The sequence below is a fragment of the Cyclobacterium sediminis genome, assembly GCF_054781075.1.
Genome location: NZ_BAAGVC010000003.1, coordinates 1,077,901 through 1,102,148 on the forward strand (window position 1 = coordinate 1,077,901; position 24,248 = coordinate 1,102,148).

General features: G+C 37.8%; 18 protein-coding genes. 7 read left to right on the top strand and 11 right to left on the bottom strand.

The genetic code is table 11. The features are described 5' to 3' along the window. Positions 1–17 precede the first annotated feature (17 nt). Both ACYVHJ_RS06770 and ACYVHJ_RS06775 read right to left on the bottom strand, forming a co-directional pair. Positions 18–1,952, bottom strand: a complete 1,935-nt coding sequence (locus ACYVHJ_RS06770) for a fumarate reductase/succinate dehydrogenase flavoprotein subunit (protein ID WP_460513451.1) — start codon at positions 1,950–1,952, stop codon at positions 18–20. Positions 1,953–1,998: 46 nt separating this feature from the next. Then, positions 1,999–2,682, bottom strand: a complete 684-nt coding sequence (locus ACYVHJ_RS06775; protein WP_460513453.1) for a succinate dehydrogenase cytochrome b subunit — start codon at positions 2,680–2,682, stop codon at positions 1,999–2,001. Positions 2,683–3,159: 477 nt separating this feature from the next. Between ACYVHJ_RS06775 and ACYVHJ_RS06780 the strand changes: the two genes are divergently transcribed. Together ACYVHJ_RS06780 and fabD are read left to right on the top strand one after the other, a co-directional pair. Then, positions 3,160–5,934, top strand: coding sequence for a T9SS type B sorting domain-containing protein (locus ACYVHJ_RS06780; protein WP_460513455.1), 2,775 nt, complete (start codon positions 3,160–3,162; stop codon positions 5,932–5,934). 166 nt (positions 5,935–6,100) lie between these two features. Further along, on the top strand, positions 6,101–6,979 hold the full coding sequence (fabD, locus tag ACYVHJ_RS06785; protein ID WP_460513457.1) for an ACP S-malonyltransferase: 879 nt from the start codon (positions 6,101–6,103) through the stop codon (positions 6,977–6,979). 180 nt (positions 6,980–7,159) lie between these two features. On the opposite strand, the gene folK is transcribed toward fabD, so the two are convergent. Beyond that, positions 7,160–7,645: a 2-amino-4-hydroxy-6-hydroxymethyldihydropteridine diphosphokinase gene (gene folK / locus ACYVHJ_RS06790; RefSeq protein ID WP_460513459.1), complete on the bottom strand. Its 486-nt coding sequence runs from the start codon at positions 7,643–7,645 to the stop codon at positions 7,160–7,162. 78 nt (positions 7,646–7,723) lie between these two features. On the opposite strand from folK, the gene sppA reads away from it, so the two are divergent. From sppA to ACYVHJ_RS06805, 3 genes are all read left to right on the top strand, one after another. Then, positions 7,724–9,484 (top strand): SppA family protein, encoded by a 1,761-nt coding sequence (sppA, locus tag ACYVHJ_RS06795; protein WP_460513461.1) that lies wholly within the window; start codon positions 7,724–7,726, stop codon positions 9,482–9,484. 12 nt (positions 9,485–9,496) lie between these two features. After that, the gene (locus tag ACYVHJ_RS06800) at positions 9,497–10,393 is read left to right on the top strand and encodes an endonuclease/exonuclease/phosphatase family protein (RefSeq protein ID WP_460513463.1); all 897 of its coding nucleotides are present in this window, start codon (positions 9,497–9,499) and stop codon (positions 10,391–10,393) included. 122 nt (positions 10,394–10,515) lie between these two features. Then, positions 10,516–13,143, top strand: a complete 2,628-nt coding sequence (locus tag ACYVHJ_RS06805; protein ID WP_460513465.1) for a valine--tRNA ligase — start codon at positions 10,516–10,518, stop codon at positions 13,141–13,143. Between the two features lie 98 nt (positions 13,144–13,241). Here ACYVHJ_RS06805 and ACYVHJ_RS06810 read toward each other — a convergent pair whose 3' ends face one another. The 5 genes from ACYVHJ_RS06810 to ACYVHJ_RS06830 form a co-directional block, all read right to left on the bottom strand. Then, positions 13,242–13,781 carry an inorganic diphosphatase gene (locus tag ACYVHJ_RS06810; protein ID WP_339903665.1) on the bottom strand — a complete coding sequence of 180 codons (540 nt, stop codon included), beginning with the start codon at positions 13,779–13,781 and terminating at the stop codon, positions 13,242–13,244. A 194-nt stretch (positions 13,782–13,975) separates the two neighbouring features. Beyond that, positions 13,976–15,064: a hybrid sensor histidine kinase/response regulator gene (locus ACYVHJ_RS06815; protein ID WP_339903666.1), complete on the bottom strand. Its 1,089-nt coding sequence runs from the start codon at positions 15,062–15,064 to the stop codon at positions 13,976–13,978. Positions 15,065–15,067: 3 nt separating this feature from the next. Continuing rightward, complete coding sequence (locus ACYVHJ_RS06820) at positions 15,068–17,206, bottom strand: 7TM diverse intracellular signaling domain-containing protein (RefSeq protein WP_460513468.1); 2,139 nt, start codon at positions 17,204–17,206, stop codon at positions 15,068–15,070. Next, a complete protein-coding gene (locus tag ACYVHJ_RS06825; protein WP_339903668.1) occupies positions 17,193–17,903 on the bottom strand; it encodes a hypothetical protein in 711 nt (236 codons plus the stop codon). Before ACYVHJ_RS06825 ends, ACYVHJ_RS06820 begins: the two co-directional genes overlap by 14 nt. Beyond that, a complete protein-coding gene (locus tag ACYVHJ_RS06830) occupies positions 17,893–19,002 on the bottom strand; it encodes a nitroreductase family protein (RefSeq protein ID WP_460513470.1) in 1,110 nt (369 codons plus the stop codon). Before ACYVHJ_RS06830 ends, ACYVHJ_RS06825 begins: the two co-directional genes overlap by 11 nt. A gap of 257 nt (positions 19,003–19,259) precedes the next feature. Between ACYVHJ_RS06830 and ACYVHJ_RS06835 the strand changes: the two genes are divergently transcribed. Beyond that, complete coding sequence (locus tag ACYVHJ_RS06835; protein WP_460513472.1) at positions 19,260–19,724, top strand: response regulator; 465 nt, start codon at positions 19,260–19,262, stop codon at positions 19,722–19,724. Positions 19,725–19,739: 15 nt separating this feature from the next. On the opposite strand, the gene ACYVHJ_RS06840 is transcribed toward ACYVHJ_RS06835, so the two are convergent. Genes ACYVHJ_RS06840 through porX form a run of 3 tightly spaced genes read right to left on the bottom strand, consistent with a single transcriptional unit; the run spans position 19,740 to position 22,946 of the window. Beyond that, a complete protein-coding gene (locus ACYVHJ_RS06840) occupies positions 19,740–20,960 on the bottom strand; it encodes an alanine dehydrogenase (RefSeq protein ID WP_460513474.1) in 1,221 nt (406 codons plus the stop codon). Then, positions 20,957–21,385 carry a tRNA (adenosine(37)-N6)-threonylcarbamoyltransferase complex ATPase subunit type 1 TsaE gene (tsaE, locus tag ACYVHJ_RS06845; RefSeq protein WP_460513476.1) on the bottom strand — a complete coding sequence of 143 codons (429 nt, stop codon included), beginning with the start codon at positions 21,383–21,385 and terminating at the stop codon, positions 20,957–20,959. Before tsaE ends, ACYVHJ_RS06840 begins: the two co-directional genes overlap by 4 nt. Before the next feature lie 7 nt (positions 21,386–21,392). Next, complete coding sequence (gene porX, locus ACYVHJ_RS06850; protein ID WP_460513478.1) at positions 21,393–22,946, bottom strand: T9SS response regulator signal transducer PorX; 1,554 nt, start codon at positions 22,944–22,946, stop codon at positions 21,393–21,395. A gap of 52 nt (positions 22,947–22,998) precedes the next feature. On the opposite strand from porX, the gene ACYVHJ_RS06855 reads away from it, so the two are divergent. Next, complete coding sequence (locus ACYVHJ_RS06855) at positions 22,999–24,240, top strand: HD domain-containing protein (RefSeq protein WP_460513480.1); 1,242 nt, start codon at positions 22,999–23,001, stop codon at positions 24,238–24,240. The last annotated feature ends 8 nt before the right edge of the window (positions 24,241–24,248 follow it).

Sequence of the window (24,248 nt, forward strand, 5' to 3'; positions counted from 1 at the left end):
TTTATAGGTTCAATCAATTATTTGTAGCTTCTCTGTGTAAGCTTAACATTTTCAAAAACAAGATCTTCTTTATTCAAGATTTCTTCTTTTCCTTCACCCGAGTACTCCCAAGCAGCTACATAGGCAAATTTCTCATCATCTCTCAAAGCCTCTCCTTCAGGAGTTTGATACTCTTCTCTGAAATGACCACCACAAGACTCTTCTCGATGCAAGGCATCTACTACCATTAGTTCTCCTAACTCTAAGAAATCAGCCACTCTATGGGCTTTTTCTAAAGAAAGGTTCAGCTCCTCACCGGTACCAAGCACTTTTACATCAGACCAAAATTCTTTTTTCAGTTCCTTGATCATTTCTTTTGCCTTGGAAAGACCTGCAGCATTTCTTGCCATTCCACAATAGTTCCACATGATCTTTCCTAATTTTTTGTGGAAATGATCTACAGTTTTACTACCGTTGATGCTTAACAAATTCTGAATCTTGGCCTTAACTTCCTCCTCACATTTCTTGAATTCAGGATGATCTACCGTTACTTTTTCATTTGGATGCTTGGCCAAGTAATCACCAATTGTATAAGGGATTACAAAGTAGCCATCTGCTAAACCTTGCATAAGGGCAGAAGCTCCAAGGCGGTTCGCACCATGATCGGAGAAATTAGCCTCTCCCAAAGCATACAAACCGGACACATTGGTCATCAAATTATAATCTACCCAAAGGCCTCCCATAGTATAATGGACTGCCGGATAAATCTTCATTGGGGTTTGGTAAGGATTTTCACCGGTGATTTTTTCATACATGTCAAACAAGTTGCCATATTTTCCTCTCACGGCATCTTCTCCATCTCTTAGAATAGCATCCCTGAAATCTAGGAAAACGGCTTCTCCTGTTTCATTAACACCTCGACCATCATCACATACATACTTTGCATTCCTTGAGGCCACATCCCTAGGCACCAAGTTACCAAATGATGGGTATTTTGTTTCCAAGTAATAGTCCCTGTCTTCATCTTTGATGTCCTTAGGAGCTATTTCTTTTTTTCTTAATTTTTCAGCCATCTCCACTGTCTTTGGTACCCATACTCGTCCATCATTCCTTAAGGACTCAGACATTAGGGTCAACTTTGATTGATGGTCACCTGAAACAGGTATACAAGTGGGGTGAATTTGAGTGTAACAAGGGTTGCTAAAGTAAGCACCCTTTTTATGGGCCCTCCAGGCTGCTGTCACATTGGAACCCATAGCGTTGGTAGAAAGGAAGAACACATTACCATATCCACCGGTACAAAGCAACACTGCATCTCCACTATGGGACTCAACTGCGCCTGTAATTAGATTTCTGGTTACGATTCCCTTAGCTTTACCATCGATGGTCACCACATCCATCATCTCTGTCCTAGGATATAGCTTTACCTTACCATTGGCTACCTGACGACTCAAGGCTGAATAGGCTCCCAACAACAATTGTTGTCCAGTTTGACCCCTTGCGTAGAAAGTCCTGGACACCTGAGCCCCACCAAAAGACCTATTGGCCAATAAGCCACCGTATTCTCTTGCAAATGGAACACCTTGTGCCACACACTGGTCAATGATATTTACAGAAACTTGTGCCAGTCGGTATACATTGGCTTCTCTGGAACGGTAATCACCACCTTTGATGGTGTCATAAAATAGACGGAACACCGAATCACCATCATTTTGATAATTCTTAGCGGCATTTATCCCTCCCTGCGCAGCAATGGAGTGCGCTCTTCTAGGGCTGTCCTGAAAGCAAAAAGCCTGCACATTATATCCTAATTCGGCAAGAGAGGCCGCAGCTGAGGCACCGGCCAAACCGGTACCTACCACTATAATATTGTATTTTCTTTTGTTGGCCGGATTGACCAACTTAATGTTAAACTTATGATTGGTCCATTTATCAGCCAAAGGACCATTGGGTATTTTTGAATCAAGTTTCATCAATATTCAAATTTAATTTCCCTTTAATTTCTTAATTGTAGTCTCCTTAGCTTCCCTGAATAAACATCACGATGGGAATCAATGCAAACAATGCAGGAACTATAATGGCAAATGCCAAGCCCAGCTTCTTTATAAAAGGGGTGTATTTTGTATGATTAATTCCTAAAGTTTGAAAAGCACTTGCAAAGCCATGTGATAAATGAAATGCCAAAACTCCCATGCTTACCACATAAAAAATCACATAAAGTATATTTTGGTAGGCAGCAGACACAATAGCAAAGCTATCTTTGTAACTCACGCCATCATAGGTAACCATTGGCACTTCTCCAAACTTCAATTCATACCAAAAACCTCTCAAGTGTACCAAAAGGAAAATGAAAATCAAAGTTCCCAGGATCCCCATACTTCTGGAGCTCCAGGTACTATTCTCTGAAGCTTTTGACACAGCATAACCAATGGGTCTGGATTTCTTATTGTGCCGGGTGAGGATAATAGCATACACAGCATGAAGAAGAATAAAACCAAAGTTTAAAATTGAAACAACTCTGATTAACGGATTCGTTGCCATTGTTTCTGCATAGATATTAAATGACTTTCCCTCATCCGGAAAAATCAATTGTAGGTTACCGGCAAGGTGAACCACCAGAAACAAAATAAGAAATAATCCCGTTAGGGCCATCAATAATTTTTTGCCCAGCGTACTATTTAAGGTTTTAGATACCCAACTCATATAATTTTTCGTTATTACGGTTTGATCTTAGTAATGAGGCCAAATTTACATTTGTAATCGATAGCAAACAATCAATCATCTGTCAATCATCTTATTTTAAATAGTTCTAAATAATCAGATAAATTTAAAATTTGCTTAACTAGTAACTACTCTTTCAGTGGTTTTGTTTGATAAATTCTACCAATCAAGAAAGTAAAGGTTAAAGATCAGACCGCTATGAATGTCCAAATTAATTATTTTGAGCAAATGATCTCTAAATATTGCCCATAAAAGATCCGGAGAAAAAAGAGAACCAAATAAAAACTAAACAATAATAAATACTACTGTAAGTGAAAAATTCACTATAAAGCTATAATTTAGGGTAACCATTGAAAAAATAAAAACGTTTTGATCTAATAGAGTGGTTTTGAATGGAAAACTTTAAAAATACAAAACCAAATAACTTGACCAGAGCAAACCGCTGAAATATACCAAAATATGAAATATTGTTACTTTCTTTTGGGCTTAATGGCCTTGATGCTAAGCGCAGCCTCTTCTTATGCCACCCACATTAGAGCCGGAGAGATCATTGCCGAAAGAGTCTCCACCCAAACATTGACCTATAAAATAACAGTTGTAGGTTATACAGATACCCGCTCCTCTGTAGTTTTTGGCCCGGGGGAAATTGACTTTGGGGATGGGAGAGTTGAAGTGCTCAATACTGAAAGTGACATTACGAGCACAGAAAACTTAGGAAATGACATTGAAAAAAACACTTTTGTAATTACCCATACCTACCAAGGTCCGGGAACTTACACCATCCGATTCATGGAATTTAACCGGAATGCGAATACTTTAAACATGGATCAATCTGTAGACACTCCTTTTTATATTGAAACCATGATTAATATTGACCCCTTTTTAGGTGTCAATAATTCTCCGGTTCTTACCATTGCCCCTGTAGACAATGGTGCCGTCAACCAAACCTATATTCACAATCCGGGAGCTTATGATCCTGACGGGGATAGTTTGGCCTATGTGCTGGACATTCCCAAACAAGCATTTCAACGCCAAGTAAACAATTACAGAAGCCCTGCTTCAAGTGAATTTAGCTTCACTAAACAAGATGGGTCCACTCCTCCCATATTGGAATTAGACCCCGTTACCGGGGATTTAATTTGGGATGCTCCGGGCATTGCAGGTCAATACAATGTTGCCTTTAGAATTGAAGAATGGCGCCTAGTCGCAGGGGAATGGACGCGAATCGGCTATGTACTGCGAGACATGCAAATTATTGTCGAAAACACGGACAATCGAAGACCTGAATTAATCATGCCGGATGATATATGTGTAGAAGCGGGTACTGAAATAACAGAGATTTTTCAAGGCATGGACCCTGATGGAGATCCAATTTTAATTGAGGTCTTTGGAGACCCCATTGAAATCACCTCTTCACCAGCCACCTATAACCCTATCTCAACCTTTCAATCTTCTCCCGGCATTGTTAATTTCCAATGGCAAACCGTATGTAGCCATGTCAGGGCCCGAACTTATCAGGTAAGGGTGAGAATTGCGGATGATCCTGATTCCGGGCCATCTTTGATCGATATTAAAACCTGGAATATCACAGTAGTGGCTCCTCCTCCGAGTTTCTTTGGAATTGAACAAGCACCGGGAAGATCAGTCAATTTGGAATGGGACCCTTATTCCTGTGCCAATACAGCAGAGACCATGCAGGTTTGGAGAAGGATCAATAGTGACAATTATGAACCTGATTCTTGTGAAACCGGTATTAGACCCGGATATGAACTGGTAGGCACCACAAATATGGACGAAGTCGAATTCCTTGACGATAACAATGGTATGGGACTAAGTCCGGGAAATACCTATTGTTACCGATTGGTAGCTGCTTTTCCGGCCCCAAGAAGTGGTGAAAGTTATGTTTCGGATGAAATTTGTATCACCATAGATGTAGACGTACCCCTAATCACCAATGTAAGCGTAGAAAAAACCAGTACAGACGAAGGTGAGATTTTAGTAAGGTGGACTCCTCCATATGATATTGACACGCAATTGTATCCGGGACCATACACCTATGAATTGCTTCGAAGTGAAGGGTTTTCAGGAACCAATGACCGAACTTCATTAATCACCACCAGTGACACCGTCTTTACAGACAGTAATATCAATACTGAAAATCTGGTGTACAATTATCAAGTAATTCTCCTGTCTCAGGGTGTAAAAACAGATTCGTCCAATACAGCCTCCTCAGTCCGGCTAGAACCCACCATTATCAATGAAGCCATTGAATTGAGCTGGGATTTTGAAGTCTCTTGGAACAATGAAGTTGCCCAATACCCACATCAGGTTTACAGAAATAGGACGGATGCAAATGCCGCGGATGAAGATACCTTTGTATTGATTGGGGAAGTAGATGTTACACAGAATGGTTTTGTATTCCTTGATGATGGAAGCCATAATGGTGTTCCTTTGGATACCGAAAAAGAATATTGCTATTATGTAATTACAAATGGGGATTATAATTTGGACATTTTGGAATATCCGTTGGCCAATAAATCACAGATTGTATGTGCAAAACCTGATGATGACAGATTGCCTTGTCCTCCGGTACTTTCCTACGAAGGACCTGAATGCGAAGCCTTTTTAGCAGACAAGCCTTGTAACTTCAGCGACTTCTACCATGACCTGAGTTGGGAGCCTGACTTCTCAGGCAACTGCGATACAGAGTTAAATGGCTACAAGATTTATTACTCTGAAACCGGGGAAGAAGGCACCTTCAACTTCGTGAAAGATGTTTCGGTAATCAACAATGAAACAAGGATAGAGGGCTTAAGTGAACTGAAGGGCTGTTATTATATCACAGCCATTGACCGGTCCGGAAATGAAAGTGAGCCAAGTAATATCGTTTGTATTGATAACTGTCCATACTATGAGCTTCCAAACGTTTTTACCCCAAATGGAGACAATATAAATGAAACCTTTCAAGCTTTTGACAATCCTTATGCCAAGTGCCCAAGGTTTGTAGAAGCGGTTGCCATCAAAATCTATAACAGATGGGGTGTATTGGTACATGAATACAACAGTGCTCAAGCTTCAGAGAACAATATTTTCATCAATTGGGATGGTAAAGACCAAAATGGTAATGATCTTCCTTCTGGCACCTATTACTATGAAGCCATAATTCTTTTTGATGTCTTGGACGAAAACCGTAGGCAGCAAAAGATTAAAGGAACAGTACAACTAATGAAATAATAAACATATAATGTATGGTAAAGGAGAAATGAAGTCTTGACCTAACCCTTTAATCACTTTAAAATAATCTTTCCTTCTAAAAAATAATGACCAAATAACTAAAAATTGAGCCTACTCATTTTTTTACTTATCTTTGAGCCTTTATTTTAAATTTGAACCAATTACAATGGTAGCTTATATGTTTCCGGGCCAAGGAGCCCAATTCCCAGGCATGGGAAAGTCACTTTATGAAAGCAGTTCAGAAGCCAAAGTATTATTTGAAAAGGCCAATGAAATTCTTGGGTTTAGTATAACCGATATCATGTTTGATGGTACCCAGGAAGAATTAAAACAAACCAATGTAACCCAACCCGCAGTATTTCTCCATTCTGCCATAGCCGCTTTAACAGCCGCTAACTTTAACCCTGACATGGTAGCAGGGCATTCCTTAGGGGAATTTTCTGCGCTTGTAGCCAACAAAGCATTAAAATTTGAGGATGCATTAAAATTGGTTCACCAAAGAGCCCTTGCCATGCAAGAAGCTTGTGAAATCAACCCTTCTACCATGGCTGCCATTCTTGGACTAGCCGATGAAAAGGTAGAAGAAATTTGTGCTTCCATTGAAGGACAAGTAGTCGTAGCAGCGAATTACAATTGCCCGGGACAATTGGTCATTTCAGGAAGCTTGGAAGGAATACAAATTGCTTGCGAGCAATTAAAGGAAGCAGGAGCTAAAAGGGCGCTTCCACTACCTGTGGGAGGCGCTTTCCATTCTCCACTAATGGAACCTGCCAAGCTTAAGCTGGAAGCTGCAATCAATGCCACTACTTTTTCCGAACCGATTTGCCCGGTATATCAAAATGTAAGTACCACTGCAGTTAGCGATATTGATGCCATCAAGGCAAATTTAATTGCTCAACTTACCGCTCCCGTCAAGTGGACCCAGTCTGTACAAAACATGATCAAGGATGGATCTACCCAATTTATAGAATGTGGCCCAGGGAAAGTATTGCAAGGCTTGGTAAAAAAGATCAATAGAGAAGTTGAAACCAAATCGCTCGATTAGTGTTTTCTATATAGCAATAATTTGAAACAAAAGCCTATTTCCAAAGATGGAAATAGGCTTTTGTTTTTAGGTTTTTAGCCCATATATTGATTCAATCCTATCCGCACTAAAAAGCCATTAAACGACCTACTAAATAAAAGGAGAATTTGTAAGCTTTCTTATTGAAATTACCAAGTTTATTTAGCCCTCCTGCCAAGCCTTCACTTTCAATTTGTCTTCGCACGCTTGCATTAATTCTACGGAAGACTTTCCAAACTCAGGATGAATATAATCCGGTAAGACTTCGACCAAGGGCACCAGCACAAAGTTTCTTAAGGTCATTTGAGGGTGCGGCACTTTCAGTCTTTCGGTATTAATGATTTCATTGTCAAAATAGAGAATGTCAATATCCATGGTTCTATCCCCCCACTTCACCTCTCGCTTTCTGCCCAATTGTTTTTCTATTTGTTGGATAAAATTCAGGCATTCCTCCGCCTTCATAGACGTATTCAACACAAGCACCTGATTTAAATAAGCCCCTTGCGAATTTCCTCCCCAAGCTGCTGTATGATAGATTGAAGATGCCTTTTCCAAGTTCATTTTTTGGACGAGTAGTTTGCTTGCTTTGTCGAGCAAAGAAAGCCTATCTCCCATATTTCCTCCTAAGCCCAATACTACCTGATGCATAAAGAATTAATTAAATCAAAACCAACAGTTTTGTGAAAAATAGGTTAATTTTGAATATTATTAAAAGAGAGCAAAGATATGAAATTTTTGAGCAATGTATTGGCCGTCATTGTTGGGCTGCTAATTTTCTGGGTAATAGGCTTCTTTTTATTGGCCGGAATCATCGCTATTGGATCCAGTGGGGATCAAGCGACTATTGAAGAAAATTCAGTGCTGCACATAAAGCTCAACGGTATACCGATTGTAGAAAGTGCGCCGGATGATGATCTTGGTTTGCCAACCCTACCTTACCTTGGGAATACTACCACTATAGGACTCAATCAAATAATTAAAGCCATCCGCACAGCTACAGAAAATGATGACATCAAAGGAATATACCTGGAAAGCGGCATGCTATCGGCGGGGCAAGCCCATATCCTGGAAATTAGAAATGCACTCAAGACGTTTAAAGATAATGGAAAATTCATTGTCTCTTATTCTGAGTACTATACTGAGGCCGGTTATTTTCTTAGTTCCGTAGCAGATGAAATCTACGTTAACCCCATAGGTGATGTTGAATTCAATGGTCTGGCAAGTGCGCCGGTTTTCTTCAAAGGTCTATTTGAAAAATTAGAGATTGAACCTGTAATTTTTAGAGTAGGTGAATTTAAAAGCGCCGTTGAACCATTCATTTTAAAGAAAATGAGTGAAGAAAACCAACTTCAGACCAAACAATACCTCAATGACATCAACACTGTTCTTGTAGAGGGTGTAGCTGAAAGTCGTCAGCTTGACCTGGAAAAGATGAGATCGGTTAATGATGGTATGTTGGTAAGAAATGCTCAAGATGCGCTTGACTACAAATTGGTCGACGGACTTTGGTATGATGATCAGGTAAAAACACGATTGAAGGAAAAGTTGGGCCTATCTGAAGACAGCAAAGAAATCAACAGCATTGGCATCACAGGAATCAATCAAACTGCAAAAGCAAAAAATCGCCTTTCTGAAAACACCATAGCGCTTATCATTGCTGATGGTGAAATTGTGGGAGGTGAAGCTTTGGATCAAATTAGTTCTGATCGCTTTTTGAAAGAAATCAGGAAAGCCAGGAAAAATGAGGATGTGAAGGCCATAGTAATAAGAATTAACTCTCCGGGTGGCTCCGTCATTGCTTCGGAGGTGATTTGGAGGGAGCTTTCTGAAGCCCAAAAAGAAAAACCATTGATCGCTTCCATGTCCAATTATGCTGCGTCCGGAGGCTATTATATAGCCGCACCGGCAGATACCATTGTGGCCTACCCCAACACCATTACAGGATCTATAGGTATTTTTGGTTTATGGTTCAATGCCAAAGGATTCTTGAACAACAAACTTGGTATTACCACAGATGAAGTCAAAACAGGCAAATATTCAAACTTGCTTGACCCGACAAAACCTATTTCAGAAGCAGAAAAAGCCATCATGCAAAAAAAGGTAGAAGAAGGTTATAATACTTTTATCAGTAGGGTTTCTGAAGGTAGAAATATGAGCAAAGAGCAAGTGCTAGCCATAGCCGGTGGTAGGGTTTGGTCTGGTAAAATGGCCAAAGAAAAAGGCTTAGTAGATGTATTGGGAGATTTTGATGATGCCATCGAGATTGCGGCGAAAAAAGCCGGCATAGAGGAGGATTACAAACTCGTGGTTTACCCCAAACAAAAAAGCATGTTAGAACAGATTATGGAAGATTTTGGCACTGATGTAGAGAGCACCTACCAACGCATCAAAATGGGCCAATCCTATGAGATTTTTAAAACGCTTGAACGACTCGAAAAGCTGCAAGGCAGCATGGTGCTTTTACCTTTTCAATCAGAAATTAAATAACTAAACATAACAATGAATATTTCCAAGTTTTCAGGATTTAAAGCACCCATTTTCAATCTACCTGTTTTAAAATTTCAAGTCGCACTACTTTTGTTTATTGGGGTTCAAACCCATGCATTAATTGCGCAGGAAACCTATAATATCGCTACCTACAATATACGCTATGCGAACCAAAATGATGAGGGAAATCTATGGGAAGACAGGGCTCCACATCTAATAAACTTGATTCAATTCCATGAAATGGACATCATTGGAACCCAAGAGGGATTGTTCAACCAGCTTGAATTGGTAAAAGAAGAATTGAATTTTCCATACATAGGTGTGGGAAGAGATACAGGAAAAAAAGAAGGTGAATTTAGCGCTGTATTTTATAATCCCGAAAAATTTACTTTACTCGAACAAAGTACTTTTTGGCTTTCTTCTACTCCAGAAAAACCATCTAAAGGATGGGATGCCTCTTTGAATAGGGTTTGTTCTTGGGCAAAATTCAAAACCCAAGATGAGCAAGAATTTTATGTTTTCAATGTTCATTATGATCATAGGGGACAAAAAGCAAGAGAGGAAAGCAGCAAATTAGTGCTTCAAAAAATCAAATCAATCAATAAAGAGAACCTTCCTTGTATCCTTACGGGAGATTTTAATATTGAGGATGACAATCCAGCCTACGATGAAATCACCAAGGGGAATTTGATGAAAGACAGTAAAAAAGAATCTATCCTCCCTCCTTATGGGCCATTGGGCACCTTTACAGGGTTTAAATGGGACATGTTGCCCAATAAGAGAATCGATTACATTTTTGTGAACGATAAAGTAAAAACGCTTCACCACGGAACCCTATCGGATAATTATGGCAAAAAATACCCTTCTGATCACTTTCCGGTAATGGTAAAAGTTCAGCTGGGCAATTAATAACCTAACAGCAATTCAAGGTCCTTCTATTTGCAAAAAGCGGATAACTTTTGGTAATCCTTTCCATAAAGGTGCGCCAAAAAGTATTAATTTATTATTTTTGCACCTCAAAATGATTTAAAATGGCACTACCTACCAAATATACCCCCTCAAATACTGAATCCAAATGGTACCAATACTGGATGGAACATGGAATGTTTCATTCTGAACCGGACAGCAATAAAGAACCTTATTCCATTGTAATCCCCCCTCCCAATGTGACCGGTGTACTCCACATGGGGCATATGCTTAACAATACCATCCAGGACATCCTTGTAAGGAAAGCGAGAATGGAAGGTAAAAATGCATGTTGGGTTCCCGGAACCGACCATGCATCTATTGCCACTGAGGCAAAGGTGGTGGCCATGTTAAAGGAAAAAGGGATAGAAAAAAAATCACTTAACCGAGAATCTTTTCTCACCCATGCATGGGAATGGAAAGAAAAATATGGTGGGATTATTCTTGAGCAGCTGAAAAAGCTAGGGGCTTCCTGTGATTGGGAAAGAACCCGTTTCACCATGGACAAGGATCTGAGCGAGGCTGTAATCAATGTATTTGTCGACTTACACAAAAAAGGCAAAATTTATAGGGGCATAAGAATGGTAAACTGGGACCCCAAGGGTCGAACGGCACTATCTGACGATGAGGTAATTTTTAAAGAAATTGCTTCAAAATTATATTACATCAATTATAAGGTTGAAGGTGAGGATGAATACCTTACCATAGCCACCACCAGGCCGGAAACCATTATGGCGGATGTGGCCATATGTATTCACCCGGAGGACCCAAGATTCACACATTTAAAAGGAAAAAAAGCGATTATCCCATTGATAAATAAGCCGATTCCAATCATTGAAGATGCCTATGTCGACATGGAGTTTGGTACCGGTTGCTTAAAAATCACTCCGGCCCATGATATCAATGATTATGAGATTGGAATCAGGCATCAACTTGAAGTCATCGATATTTTGAGTGATGATGGCACCTTAAATGAGAAGGCTCAATTGTTGGTTGGTGAGGACCGATTTATTGCGAGAAAAAAGATTGCCAAGTTATTAAAGGAGGCCGGACAACTACACAAAGAAGAAGCTTACACCTCCAACGTAGGTCATTCTGAACGAACAGATGCAGTAATTGAGCCGAAATTATCCATGCAATGGTTTTTGAATATGGAGGAAATAACCCAACCTGCACTTAAAGCAGTGATGGACGATAGTGTCAAGCTATTCCCTCCTAAATTCAAAAACATGTACAAAAGTTGGATGGAAAACGTAAGGGATTGGTGCATCTCACGGCAGCTGTGGTGGGGCCATCAAATACCTGCTTATTACCTTCCCAATGGTGAATATGTGGTAGCATCATCGGTTGAAGAAGCCGTGAGACTAGCCAATGAAAACCATGAAGGAGAATTCACTGCTTCAGACTTGAGGCAAGATGAAGATGTATTGGACACCTGGTTTTCTTCCTGGTTATGGCCTATTTCAGTGTTTGATCCTGACTTTTTTAGAACAGGTGAAAAAAATAAGGACTTGGCCTATTACTACCCTACCAATGATTTGGTAACTGCACCGGAGATTTTATTTTTCTGGGTGGCTAGAATGATAATTGCCGGGTATGAGTACACGGGAGAGAAACCCTTTAGAAATGTTTATTTAACTGGAATAGTAAGAGACAAACTAGGCAGAAAGATGTCCAAATCCTTGGGCAACTCACCGGACCCACTGGAATTGATTGAACAATATGGTGCAGATGGAGTGAGGACCGGAATGCTCTTCAGTAGTCCTGCAGGAAATGACCTTCCCTATGACGAAAAGCTTGTAGAGCAAGGACGTAATTTTTGCAATAAAATTTGGAATGCCTACCGTTTGATTGATGGATGGGAAGTGACTGAAAAAGCAGATACAAATAATAACACTGCCATTGCTTGGTTTGAAAACCGATTCAATCAAGCACTTCATGAGATTGCTGATCATTTTCAGAAATTCCGTATTTCAGACGCTTTGATGTCTGTGTATAAATTGATATGGGATGACTTCTGCTCTTGGTATTTGGAAATGATCAAACCCGAATACCAAGCACCGATTGACAAGGCTACTAAAGAACAGACCATTGTTTTCTTTGAAAACCTTATGAAGGTTTTACATCCATTTATGCCTTTTATTACCGAGGAACTTTGGCAGCAGTTGGGTAACAGGAAAGCAGGGGATGCCATAATGATCTCTTCTTGGCCTCAATCGGCCGAATTTGATAGCCAAATTATTGAAGAAGCTTCTAAGGTATTTGAAATAGTATCGCAAATTCGTAATGTAAGGGCATCCAAAGGAATTTCTCCAAAAGAAGGTTTTGAACTGACCATTCACACCTCAAATACTAGCCTATACGATAGGTATGGGGATATTATTTCCAAATTAGCCAATATTTCCAGCATACAATTTGGCGAAAATGTAGCCAACGCCGTTAGCTTCGTGGTGAAATCGGATGAATTTTTTATTCCATTGAATGAAAAGATTGACCTTGATCAGGAAAGAGAAAACCTTCAAAAGGAATTGGATTACACTTTGGGATTCTTGAAGGCTGTATCCAAAAAACTGGAAAATGAGCGTTTTGTCAATCATGCCCCAGAGGCAGTGGTAGCTAGGGAAAAGAAAAAAATGGAAGATGCCAAATCTAAAGTAAAAGCCTTAGAAGACAATATTAAAAAGCTAGGGTAAAAAAAACTCCTTTAATTCCCGATATAAAATAGTTTTTCTAATCTAAATTGGGAATTAAAGGAGTTATTTTATAAAAGGAAAAAACCTTAAAATTATTTTTATTTTACCGTCCTAAAAGTTCTGTCATACAAATTTACGGCCTCGGTAATAATTCGCATAGCATCTTCTTTACCAAGAAAATCTTCCACCTTCACTTCTTTATTTTCAAGTTTTTTATAATCCTCAAAAAATCGATGCGTTTCTTTCATTAAATGAGGAGGGAGCTCTGAAATATCTTCATAATAATTAACAGACTGGTCATCAGCAGCTACAGCAATGATTTTATCATCTGCTTCTCCCCCATCAATCATTCTCATTACACCTATGACTTTGGCTTTGACAAGCGTCATAGAAGGTATATCAATTTGGGAAATAATTAATATATCTAGCGGATCATGGTCCTCACAGAATGTCTGAGGAATGAAACCATAATTTGCCGGATAGTGGACGGCTGAAAATAGCACCCGATCCAACAAAAGCATACCTGATTTTTTATCAAGTTCATATTTACCTTTACTTCCTTTGGGTATTTCAATTACTCCCGTTACGTACTCCGGTGAGTCATCCCCAATACTTACATCATGCCAAGGGTTAATCATAAAAAAACATCTTAATTGATAAAACTAATGTTGCAAATTACCTCCATTTTATATCCCAACAAAGGAATTAATAAAATTTAAAAAGGATTTGAAGATATTCAAGCTTACGAGACAGTAGAAAATTGCGATTTTAATTGAAATAATTTCCTAAACCAATAATCGGGAAAAAAGGGAATTCTACAACTAACACAAGATCAACGATCTAACAAATTTGGAAGATGAACAAGAACTTCAGTTCCATTTCCGGAAATTGAGTTGAGTTCCACTTTACCATTGAGTTGTTCAATAGACTCTTTCACCATATACAGACCAAGTCCGGAGCCCACATTTCTTTGTGTAGCTCTATGAAAAAGATTAAACACATCACTTTTGTGCCTGTCTTCAATTCCTATACCATTATCAGAAATTTGAATTACTGCAGTTGTCTTGTTTGCCTTGATGTCTATTTTTATCCATTTACCTAGTTCATCCTTCTGAAACTTTAATGCGTTACTAAATAAATTATTAAGGATTACCCTTATTTTTGATTCATCTGAATGGAAAGACTCCTCTTGTTCAATTTCAACCAATAATTCAATTCCTACAAGATCCCATTTCTCCTTGTATTCAGCCAATAATTGATCCAAAATTGAATTGAAATTTATGGATACAACTTTGTTTTCAATTTTAGTAGACCTGTAAAAGTCGAGCATTTTATAAATGAAGTCATCCAGTTTCAATGTGGCTGAATCAATCATCTCGAAATATTCAATAATCCCCGGGTCCGAAACTTCCATTTTGGCTAATTTGGAAATACCCGAAATACTCATAAGAGGGCCTCTTAATTCATGCGACAAACTGTAAACGAATTGATTCATTTCAGAATGCAATTTCTGCAATCGGGTATTTTTTTCTTTTAGTTCCTTTCTTGCATCATATATTTCCGCAGCATTTAGGATCGCATTTTTAATTTGCTCAATATTCCAAGGTTTGTCTATAAAACGATAAACCTCCCCTCTATTAATGGCATCTATCACACTTGATATATCAGAATAGCCGGTTAATAATATTCTGATTGGGTCAGGGTTAATCTCAACAAGCTTCTCAAAAAACTCAACACCTGTCATTCCTGGCATTCTTTGATCAGCAATGACCACTTGAAATTCATATTTTTTAGCAAGGATCAACCCCTCCTCAGCATCCATAGCTGTCTTTACTTTAAACTCTTTCCTCAATGCTGCCTTAAATGAATTCAAATTATTATCTTCATCATCAATGTACAGCACATCGATCCTCTTCCTCATCTGTTATCCTTTTTGGTTAACTGGCAATCCTATATAAAAAACTGTCCCAACATTTTCTTCAGATTCAACCTCCAAGGTACCTTTATGGTTCTCTAAAATTATGGTATAAACTATAGAGAGTCCAAGTCCAGTACCTTTACCAACTGCTTTGGTGGTAAAAAACGGGTCAAAAATCTTTTCTTTGACACTTTCCGGCATGCCAATACCATTGTCTTTTATTTCAATATTAACAAATCCATCCTTAAAGGAGGTGTTAATTGTAAGTTCAGGCTCTCTACCTTCAATGGGGTGGTCCAGGAGGGCATGAATAGCATTGCTAATGATATTCATAAACACCTGATTTATTTTCCCGGCAAGGCACTCTACCATAGGAATCTCCTCGTAGTTTTTATTCACTTTAATCCTCCCTGAAATAGTACTATTAAGCAGGATTAATGTACTATCCAACCCTTCACGAAGATCAACTTCTTTTACATCTTGCTCATCTACTCGAGAAAATAATTTCAATCCACGAACGATTTCTACGGTCCTTTTGGCACCATCTTCCATACCCGTAAGTAATTGATCCACCTCTTCTAGAAGGTATTCAAACTCAATATCCTCTTCCAATTCTTCTATCTCTTCTTTACTTTCCTCCGAAAATTCAAGTTTACCCTTCTCTCGGTAAACATCCATCAGCTCCAAAATATCTTTCATGTCACGTTTTAAGGGAGATATATTTGAACTCACAAAGTTTATCGGATTATTAATCTCATGGGCAATACCTGCTGTCAACTGACCCAAAGAAGCCATTTTCTCCTGATTTACAAGCTGGGTTTGGGTATTTTGAAGGTTTTTGAGGGTCAACTCCAATTCTTCTGTTCGAGACTTAACCATTTTTTCCAAGTAAATGTTTTGCTCTTTTATTAACCTTTCATTTTCCTTTACAGCTTCCAACTTATCTAATTGCTCTTTTTCTTTCTCTTTTTTTAATATATTGATTTTATCAGCCAAAGCAAAAGAAAGTAGCAAAGCTTCAATAGCAGTTCCTGCCAGTAATGGAGCATTTGCAAAGGAACCTAAATTAATGATCATCAAATTGTGGAGGATATACACCACTAGACCTATCAATAAAAAGCTCCATGCCAGTAAAAAGAAATAGGCAGATCGATTATTTCCTTTGGCAGCAATAATCCCTATGGTAAAGAAGCAAATGGCTAGAATTAGTCCATTCAAATCTAAAAGTGAATAACTAAACTCTATAAATCCCAACAACCTTAATAGCAGGGCAATGATATAAGAAACTGGGATGAGATAGAGAAATTTCTCGTATTTAGGGATATACTCATCTGTTTTCAGAAATAACTTAATAAAAGGGATCACAAAAATACTCGACAAAGTAGTAAAGCCAATGATACTCACTTCATAGAGAAATACATTTTCATTGAGAATAAAGAAAGAATGGCCTGAAATTGACAATTGAGCCAGCGCGATAAATAATATGTAAAAACAATAGAATAAGTAGACCTTGTCTTTTACCGAGAAATAAAGTATTAAATTATAAATAAAAAGTGCAATCATTATCCCGAAGTAGACACTTATGATAATGAGGCTAAAACTATAATTTTGAAAAAAAGAGGAATAAGGAAAAATATAAGCTTCAAATTTTAAAGGAACCTGAGAGGCTATCCTCAAAACTATGGAAGAATTAAGCTCATCATCCAGTCTAATGTTAAAAAAAGGATTTGGGTTTTTCATTGGGTTTGAACTCCCGACAAGGGTACCTGAAATTTCTTTATAAACCAGGTCTCCACTCTTGTCAAACCTAAACATTTCCACTTCTCTAAAGGCCGGATTGGTCAGCTCAAGGATGTATAGGCTGTCGGAATTCAGCCAATCAAAGTCATTGAGATCAAGTTTTACATACAAATTTTTACTACTTACCCCTAAATCAATACTACCAAAGGCTGTAGAGTCAAAGGTATTCAGGCTAAATTCATTATTTACAGGGATATCTTCTCCTAAATAATAGGAGTAATGACTAAATCTTAATTCGTCATCTTGCTTTAGCATCCCTAAAAAATAGATGGTAGGTACGACAAGCACCACCAATAATAAAAATGTTAAAGCTGCATATTTAAAATAAGGATTATTCTTTTTCATTGTTTGGCTTTGGGACTTGAAGTTCAAACTGTAATTCCATTTCCCCCTTAGGCCCACTCTCTACAGTATTAAAATTTATTTTATTCCTCAATTCAAAAATGTAATCTCTTTCTGCCTCCTGAGCCTTCGACAGTTCATTAATGTCATTTATTTCCAAGGCAGTTGCGACCAGCCCTTCTTTGGGATAATAAAAAGAGCCCTTGTCACCTAATACTGAAATAATTTCATAGCCTACACTTTTGGAGATGCTTAGGGTCACGGGAGAACTTAATCCAAACAGCTTTTTCAAATCCAACTGAGGTAGGATTGCAATCCCTACCCGAACCAAATAGATGCTTCCTATCCCATAGCCGGCTACCTCTCTACTGTTCCAAAGGCCGCAATATTCAGCTACTTCCAAGTCCTTAAACTCTGAAAGATATTCTTCAATCTTTGGATCAATTTCTTTGATGGCCAATTCAAATGGTAGTGGGAAATTTTCTGTTCTAAGCTGAATTCTTCCTCCACCCAAAATTCTTTGATCGTCCATCGATTCAAAAAGGATCAAATAAACATGAGGATTAAGAGCCCATGATCTATCAGCTGATGTTACTTTAGTTATACCATAAGATTCCAAAACCTTATGGTGACCAAAAATGTACTTCTCTGTAGCCTCGACATCATCTATTGCCCTAACTATCCTTACTCTAACTTTCATTAAAATTGATTATCTTGTCTAAATCAACATAAAACCTTCCTGAATCTATTTTCTGACCCAATAATAACAACCGTGCATAATGGCAACAAGCAGCACCTCCTAAAAAAACAGAAGAAGCCAACTGAGGCCAAGATGTAATCGTTTTCCCTAACTCAGAGAAACTAAACTTTACCCTAGGTGAAAGATTATCAAATTGCAACAAAGACATCATCATTTCTTTGCCACTTTCAGACAATCTCGACATAATTTTTTCTTCTGCCCCATATTCTGCCAATAAACCGTGAAAAATTAATCGATCGGGTTCCAAATCAAACCTCTCGATGTCCATCATACCACGGTCACTGGTATCCATTAAAACAGGTATTTTAAGCGCTTTTGCCTTAATTCTACTCAGGAGCTTAATCGGTAAACTATCACATTCTTCAATCAATAGATCCATTTTTCCGTTTAAGTTAAAAAAATCATTGATATTATCCTCAATAATCCCTTCATTATATAAGGTAACTTTCAAATAGGGGTCAATTTCAGCAATTTCCCTCGCTACTATCCATGATTTCTTCAATCCGATGTTATAAATACCGGTTCGTATACGATTCATATTACTCAAATCCAAAGTATCAAAATCGGCGATTCTGATCTCTCCAAAACACCTTTCCATGGCCAAACTCAATGCCACACTTTGCCCTACTGATAGACCTATAATACCTACAATCTTTTTTTGTAGCGATTCCTGCTCTTCATCAGTAATTTTATAGCGATTTCTAATGGTTCGTAATTTCACAAAGTCTTTTTCCTCTAAAATCCGAACCACCGTATTCCTCCATGGGTAATACACCCAGACACCATTTTCAGATGCTGGCATTCCGGATTTAGAATAAAATTTTTGTTTTTTTTCTTCTGTCTCCTCCTGAGACAGTCTTCTTGATGGATTTTGTGTTTTGATAAGTTCCGTAAGCTGTAAATCAAAGGAATCAAAAAACATTACTTTACCGGTTGCTAGAAGTTTTTTGAGGTCATTTTTATCCTCTTCATTTTTAGGAGAGAACAAAACAGGCTTGAAGGACTCATTAAACTCACTAATCTTAATTGAGTTTTCCATAAATATTAATAACTAAAAAAGGAGATAATGTAGGTAAAGTTATATTTTTGTTATTACAAATAATCAAGTGGGAAGAATTAATTTAATATTTTTTGCAATTCAGTTTTAATTCATTAATTTATAGAATAAACTTTTGAAGATAAATATATTAAGCTTAAACTAGTAGATTCTATTTGATTAGAGGCTAATTTTGCTTAAAATTAAAAATTCAAATTTTAAATCTTTGCAATTAATCGCGGTATTTCGATATTTAAGGTATGGAAAAAAATAAGATCAGAATCCTTTATGTGGATGATGAGGTCAATAACTTGAAAGCGTTTAAGGCCACTTTTAGAAGAGATTACAAGATTTTTTTAGCAGATTCTGCTGATGAGGGTAGGAATATTTTGCTTCAGGAAGACATTGATATAATCATTACTGATCAAAGAATGCCGAAGGAAAATGGCGTTGATTTTTTGGAATCAATCATACCCATGCACCCTGATCCAATGCGTATACTACTAACTGGGTACACTGATATTCAGGCAGTAATTGACGCTATTAATAAGGGAAAAGTCTATCACTACCTGACCAAACCATGGGAAGAGGACTACCTGAGAACAGTTGTAAAAAATGCCTTTGAAGTATTTTCTCTTAGGAAGGAAAACAAACAATTGACTGACAGCCTATTGAAGGCTAATGATCAATTGGAGTTTCTTCTTCGACAAAATCTTCTTTCTTAAAGGCTTGCTAGGTATTCAATACCTGGCAGCCAATAACAATTGAAGTTCTTTATGGGTCATCTGAAATTTTCTAGCTAGGTGTGCATTGGTTAGGCTACCTCTATAAGTGTATACCCCTTTCATAAACCATTTATAATTGAATACCATCTCTTCAGCTCCACCGATATCAGCCATTTGCAATAAAATCGGGGTGAAAATATTACTTAGTGAATAGGATGCTGTTCTTGATACCCTGGAGGCAATATTTGGCACACAGTAATGGATCACCCCGTGTTTTTTAAACACGGGGTGAATATGGCTGGTCATTTCTGCAGTTTCCACACAGCCTCCTTGGTCTATGCTCACATCAATAATGATGCTGCCTTCCATCATTTGAGAGACCATCTCTTCAAAAACCACTATTTTGGACCTTCCTTTTTCTGCCCTAAGTGCTCCAATTACCACATCTGACTCCTTTAAGGCCTGCCCCAAAACATAATTATCAATTGTGGAAGTAAACACCTGTTGCCCTAACACCTGCTTAATCCGCCTTAATTTATAAATCTGGTTATCAAATATTTTAATATTGGCCCCTAGGCCCAAGGCCGTTCTGGCAGCATATTCCGCGACTGTCCCTGCACCTATAATCACCACCTGAGTGGGAGGCACGCCGGTAATCCCGCCCAAAATCAAGCCTTTACCATCGTTAACATTACTTAAGTACTCTGCGGCAATTAGCATAACAGTACTTCCGGCTATTTCACTCATAGCTCTCACCACAGGCATGCCCCCAACCTTATCCTCTAAATTCTCAAAAGCTACTGCCGTAATTTTTTTTTGATTTAACTGTTGGATAAAAGCAGCGTTTTGTTTTCCAAGTTGAAGAGCAGAAATTAGGCAAGATCCCTGCCGCATATAGTTTATCTCTTTTTTAGAAGGAGGCTCGACTTTTAAAACTACCTCTGCATCAAAAGCCTCTTTGCTGCTATACACAACCTTTGCTCCTGCGTCTGAATAATCTTTGTCTGAAAACTTTGAGAATTTTCCCGCATTGGCCTCCACCACTACTCGCTGCCCATTATTAACCAATAGGGCCACTGCTTCAGGGGTGAGTACTACTCTTTTTTCCTGATCGGCTGTTTCTTTAGGTATCCCAATCAAAATAGGGGGGCCTTTCCTTTTTAACCGGTCTGTAGATTCTTGCGTATACACCAAGGGTTCTTCGGCAATTTCGGTAAAACCTGTCTTACCTATCATTGATTAATGGTTTTAATGGCAATAATTCTTTTTTCATCACTATCACTTTCAATAGAAATCAGTGCAAACTCATCAGGCAGAAACATAGGGATTTTTTCTGCCCATTCAACAAAACAATAACTCCCACTTGCAAAATATTCTTCCACCCCCATATCAAATGCTTCCATGGGATCCTCTATTCTGTAAAAATCAAAATGGTAAATGGCATTAGCCTTTTCATCTGTATATTCATTGACTATAGAGAATGTAGGGCTACTGACAGCATCTCTAATTTTGAGTTTTTCACAAATTGCTTTTATAAGTGTGGTTTTACCTGCTCCCATATCTCCCTGAAAAACCCACACCCTCTTATCACTGCATAAGGCAATAATTTCTTCAGCTATAACAGAGATTTCGCTAATATGATTACATTGAATCCTATTCAAACAAATTTTATTTTGGCTGCAAATATACGATTGGAATAATCATTTCTTCCAAAGAAACGCCTCCATGCTGAAAAGTATCTCTATAATAATTCACATAGTAATTGTAATTATTTGGATAGGCGAAGAAATAATCTTCAACAGCAAAAACATAACTGGAGGAAATATTTAATCGAGGAAGTTTGGCTTCATCTGGTTTGTCGACCTCAAATACTTTTCCAGATTCAAAATTAAGATTTTTTCCTTGTTTATACCTTAAATTGGTAGTAACGTTTCTGTCCCCAATAATTTTATAGGGTTTATTTACACGCTTTGTCCCATGGTCTGTAGTCACAATTACTTCAGCACCGGCCGCACTTATCTTTTTAAATAGCTCAAACAATGAGCTGTGAAGAAACCAGCTGGTGGTTAACGAACGATACGCAGATTCATCCGGCGCCAATTCTCTGATCATTTTCATATCAGTCCTTGCATGCGACATCATGTCCACGAAATTATACACAAGTACATTCAATTCATTTTTCATCAAATTGGGAAACTGATCCAAAACTGCTTTACCTTGGTTTGTTTGTATGATCTTATTATAGCTAGAACGGATGGAAAGTCTGTTCTTTTTAAGGTTTACATTTAAAAACTCCTCCTCGTTATTGTTTTTGCCTTCATCTGTATCTTCTCCCTCCCATAAATCAGGATGAGATTTAGCCATTTCAAGAGGCATCATACCACTAAACAAAGCATTCCTTGAAAAAGCTGTTGTGGTGGGCAATATACTGTAATAAGTCCCATTTTCTTTCACTAAAAAATAATCCCTAAGTTGATTTTCTATCATTTCCCATTGATCTAGTCTCAAGTTATCAATCACAATAAAAAACAAGGGTTTGTCTTTCTTTAATTTAGGAAAAACATGCTTTTTCATCACTTGATGGGATAAAACAGGCTTACTTATTTTTGGCAAGTTTAACCAATCCAAATAATTTTCTTTTATGAAACGTGCAAAGTTGGCATTGGCCTCCACTTTTTGAGATTCAAGCACTTCCTGCATGCTCTTGTTTTCTGTTTCGTCAATTTCCAGTTCCCAATATGTAAGCTTTTTATAAATATCTACCCATTCGTCATGTTCAATGGCATCATTATAAGCCATACTAATATTCCTAAAATCCTGTTGATAAGAAAGATTGGTTTTCTCGCTGATCAACTGCTTATTTTGCAAGATTTTTTTGACGGACAGAAAAATTTGATTTGGATTAATCGGCTTAATTAGATAATCAGCAATTTTACCTCCAATAGCATCATCCATGATATGCTCTTCTTCACTCTTTGTGATCATCACTACAGGAATTTGAGGCTTTAATGTCTTGATTTGCTGTAGGGTTTCCAAGCCTGTCATCCCCGGCATCATTTCATCCAAAAAAATTACATCAAAATTATCTTCTTCAACCTTCTCAACAGCATCCAAACCACTATTTACAGTGACAATATCATAACCTTTCTGTTTTAAAAATAAAATATGCGGTTTTAGAAGATCAATCTCATCATCTGCCCATAATATTTTGAAATTTTGCATATCAATTGGTTTAATTCTTTTTTAGTTTAATTACTTTTGGCAAGTTGCTTCTATGAAACGGATATTGAAAAGTTATAAAATAATAAATGACCCTGTCTATGGGTTCATCAACATTCCAAGCGAATTGATTTTTGCCGTTATTGACCATCCTTACTTTCAAAGGTTACGTAGAATCAAGCAACTTGGTTTGACCGATATGGTTTATCCCGGAGCCTTGCATACACGTTTTCATCATGCTATTGGAGCGATGCACCTTATGAGCATCACCTTGGATCAACTTCGAAACAAAGGAATTGAAATTTCTGATGAAGAATATGAAGCTGCCTTGCTTGCTATTCTCCTCCATGACATAGGTCACGGCCCTTTCTCCCACGCATTAGAATCCATTCTTTTAAAAGGACAGCATCATGAAACCTTATCTCTTCTCTTCTTTGATGAATTGAATAAACAATTTAATGGCCAACTTTCCACGGCAAGAGCAATTTTTGTCGGAAGTTACGAAAGAAAATTCTTTCACCAACTAGTCTCAAGTCAATTGGATATCGATAGATTAGACTATTTACAGCGGGATTGCTTTTTTACAGGGGTTTCTGAGGGCACCATTGGAGCTGATAGGATTATTAAAATGATGACGATCATAAATGATGAGGTGGTCATCGAAGAGAAAGGAATTTACAGTATCGAAAATTTTCTTAACGCCAGAAGGCTAATGTATTGGCAGGTTTACCTGCACAAAACCACGGTATGCGCTGAAAAAATGCTTATCAACCTGATCTTAAGAGCCAAATACCTTGCACGCTCAGGTGAAACGCTCCCCGGATCTATTGAGTTTTTGGGATTTCTAAAGAAAGACCTTCCTCAAGAAAATGGACCGGGGACACCAATTTGGCTAAATGATTTTGCTCAACTGGATGACCTGGACATTTGGGGTGCTATAAAACTTTGGAAAAACACAGATGATTTTGTCTTAAAAGAAATTTCAAAAATGTTTTTAACTAGAAATTTATTTAAAATACATTTTAGCAATGACGCTTTCAAAAGGCAGGAAATGGATAAATTAAAATCAAAAATTCAAAAAAAGCTAGCCATCTCTGACAATGAATTAAAATATTTTTTCTCTGAAGGGGAGATAAGTAATTATGGATATTTAACTGAAAATAAAATTTTAATTTTGACAAAAAAAGGCAAAGTTCAGGATGTTGCCACCGCTGCAGATTTGCCAAACATCAAAGCGATGAGTAAAATTGTAAAAAAACACTATGCTTGTCATGCTAAAAATTTAACTTTACGGTAAAAATTAAT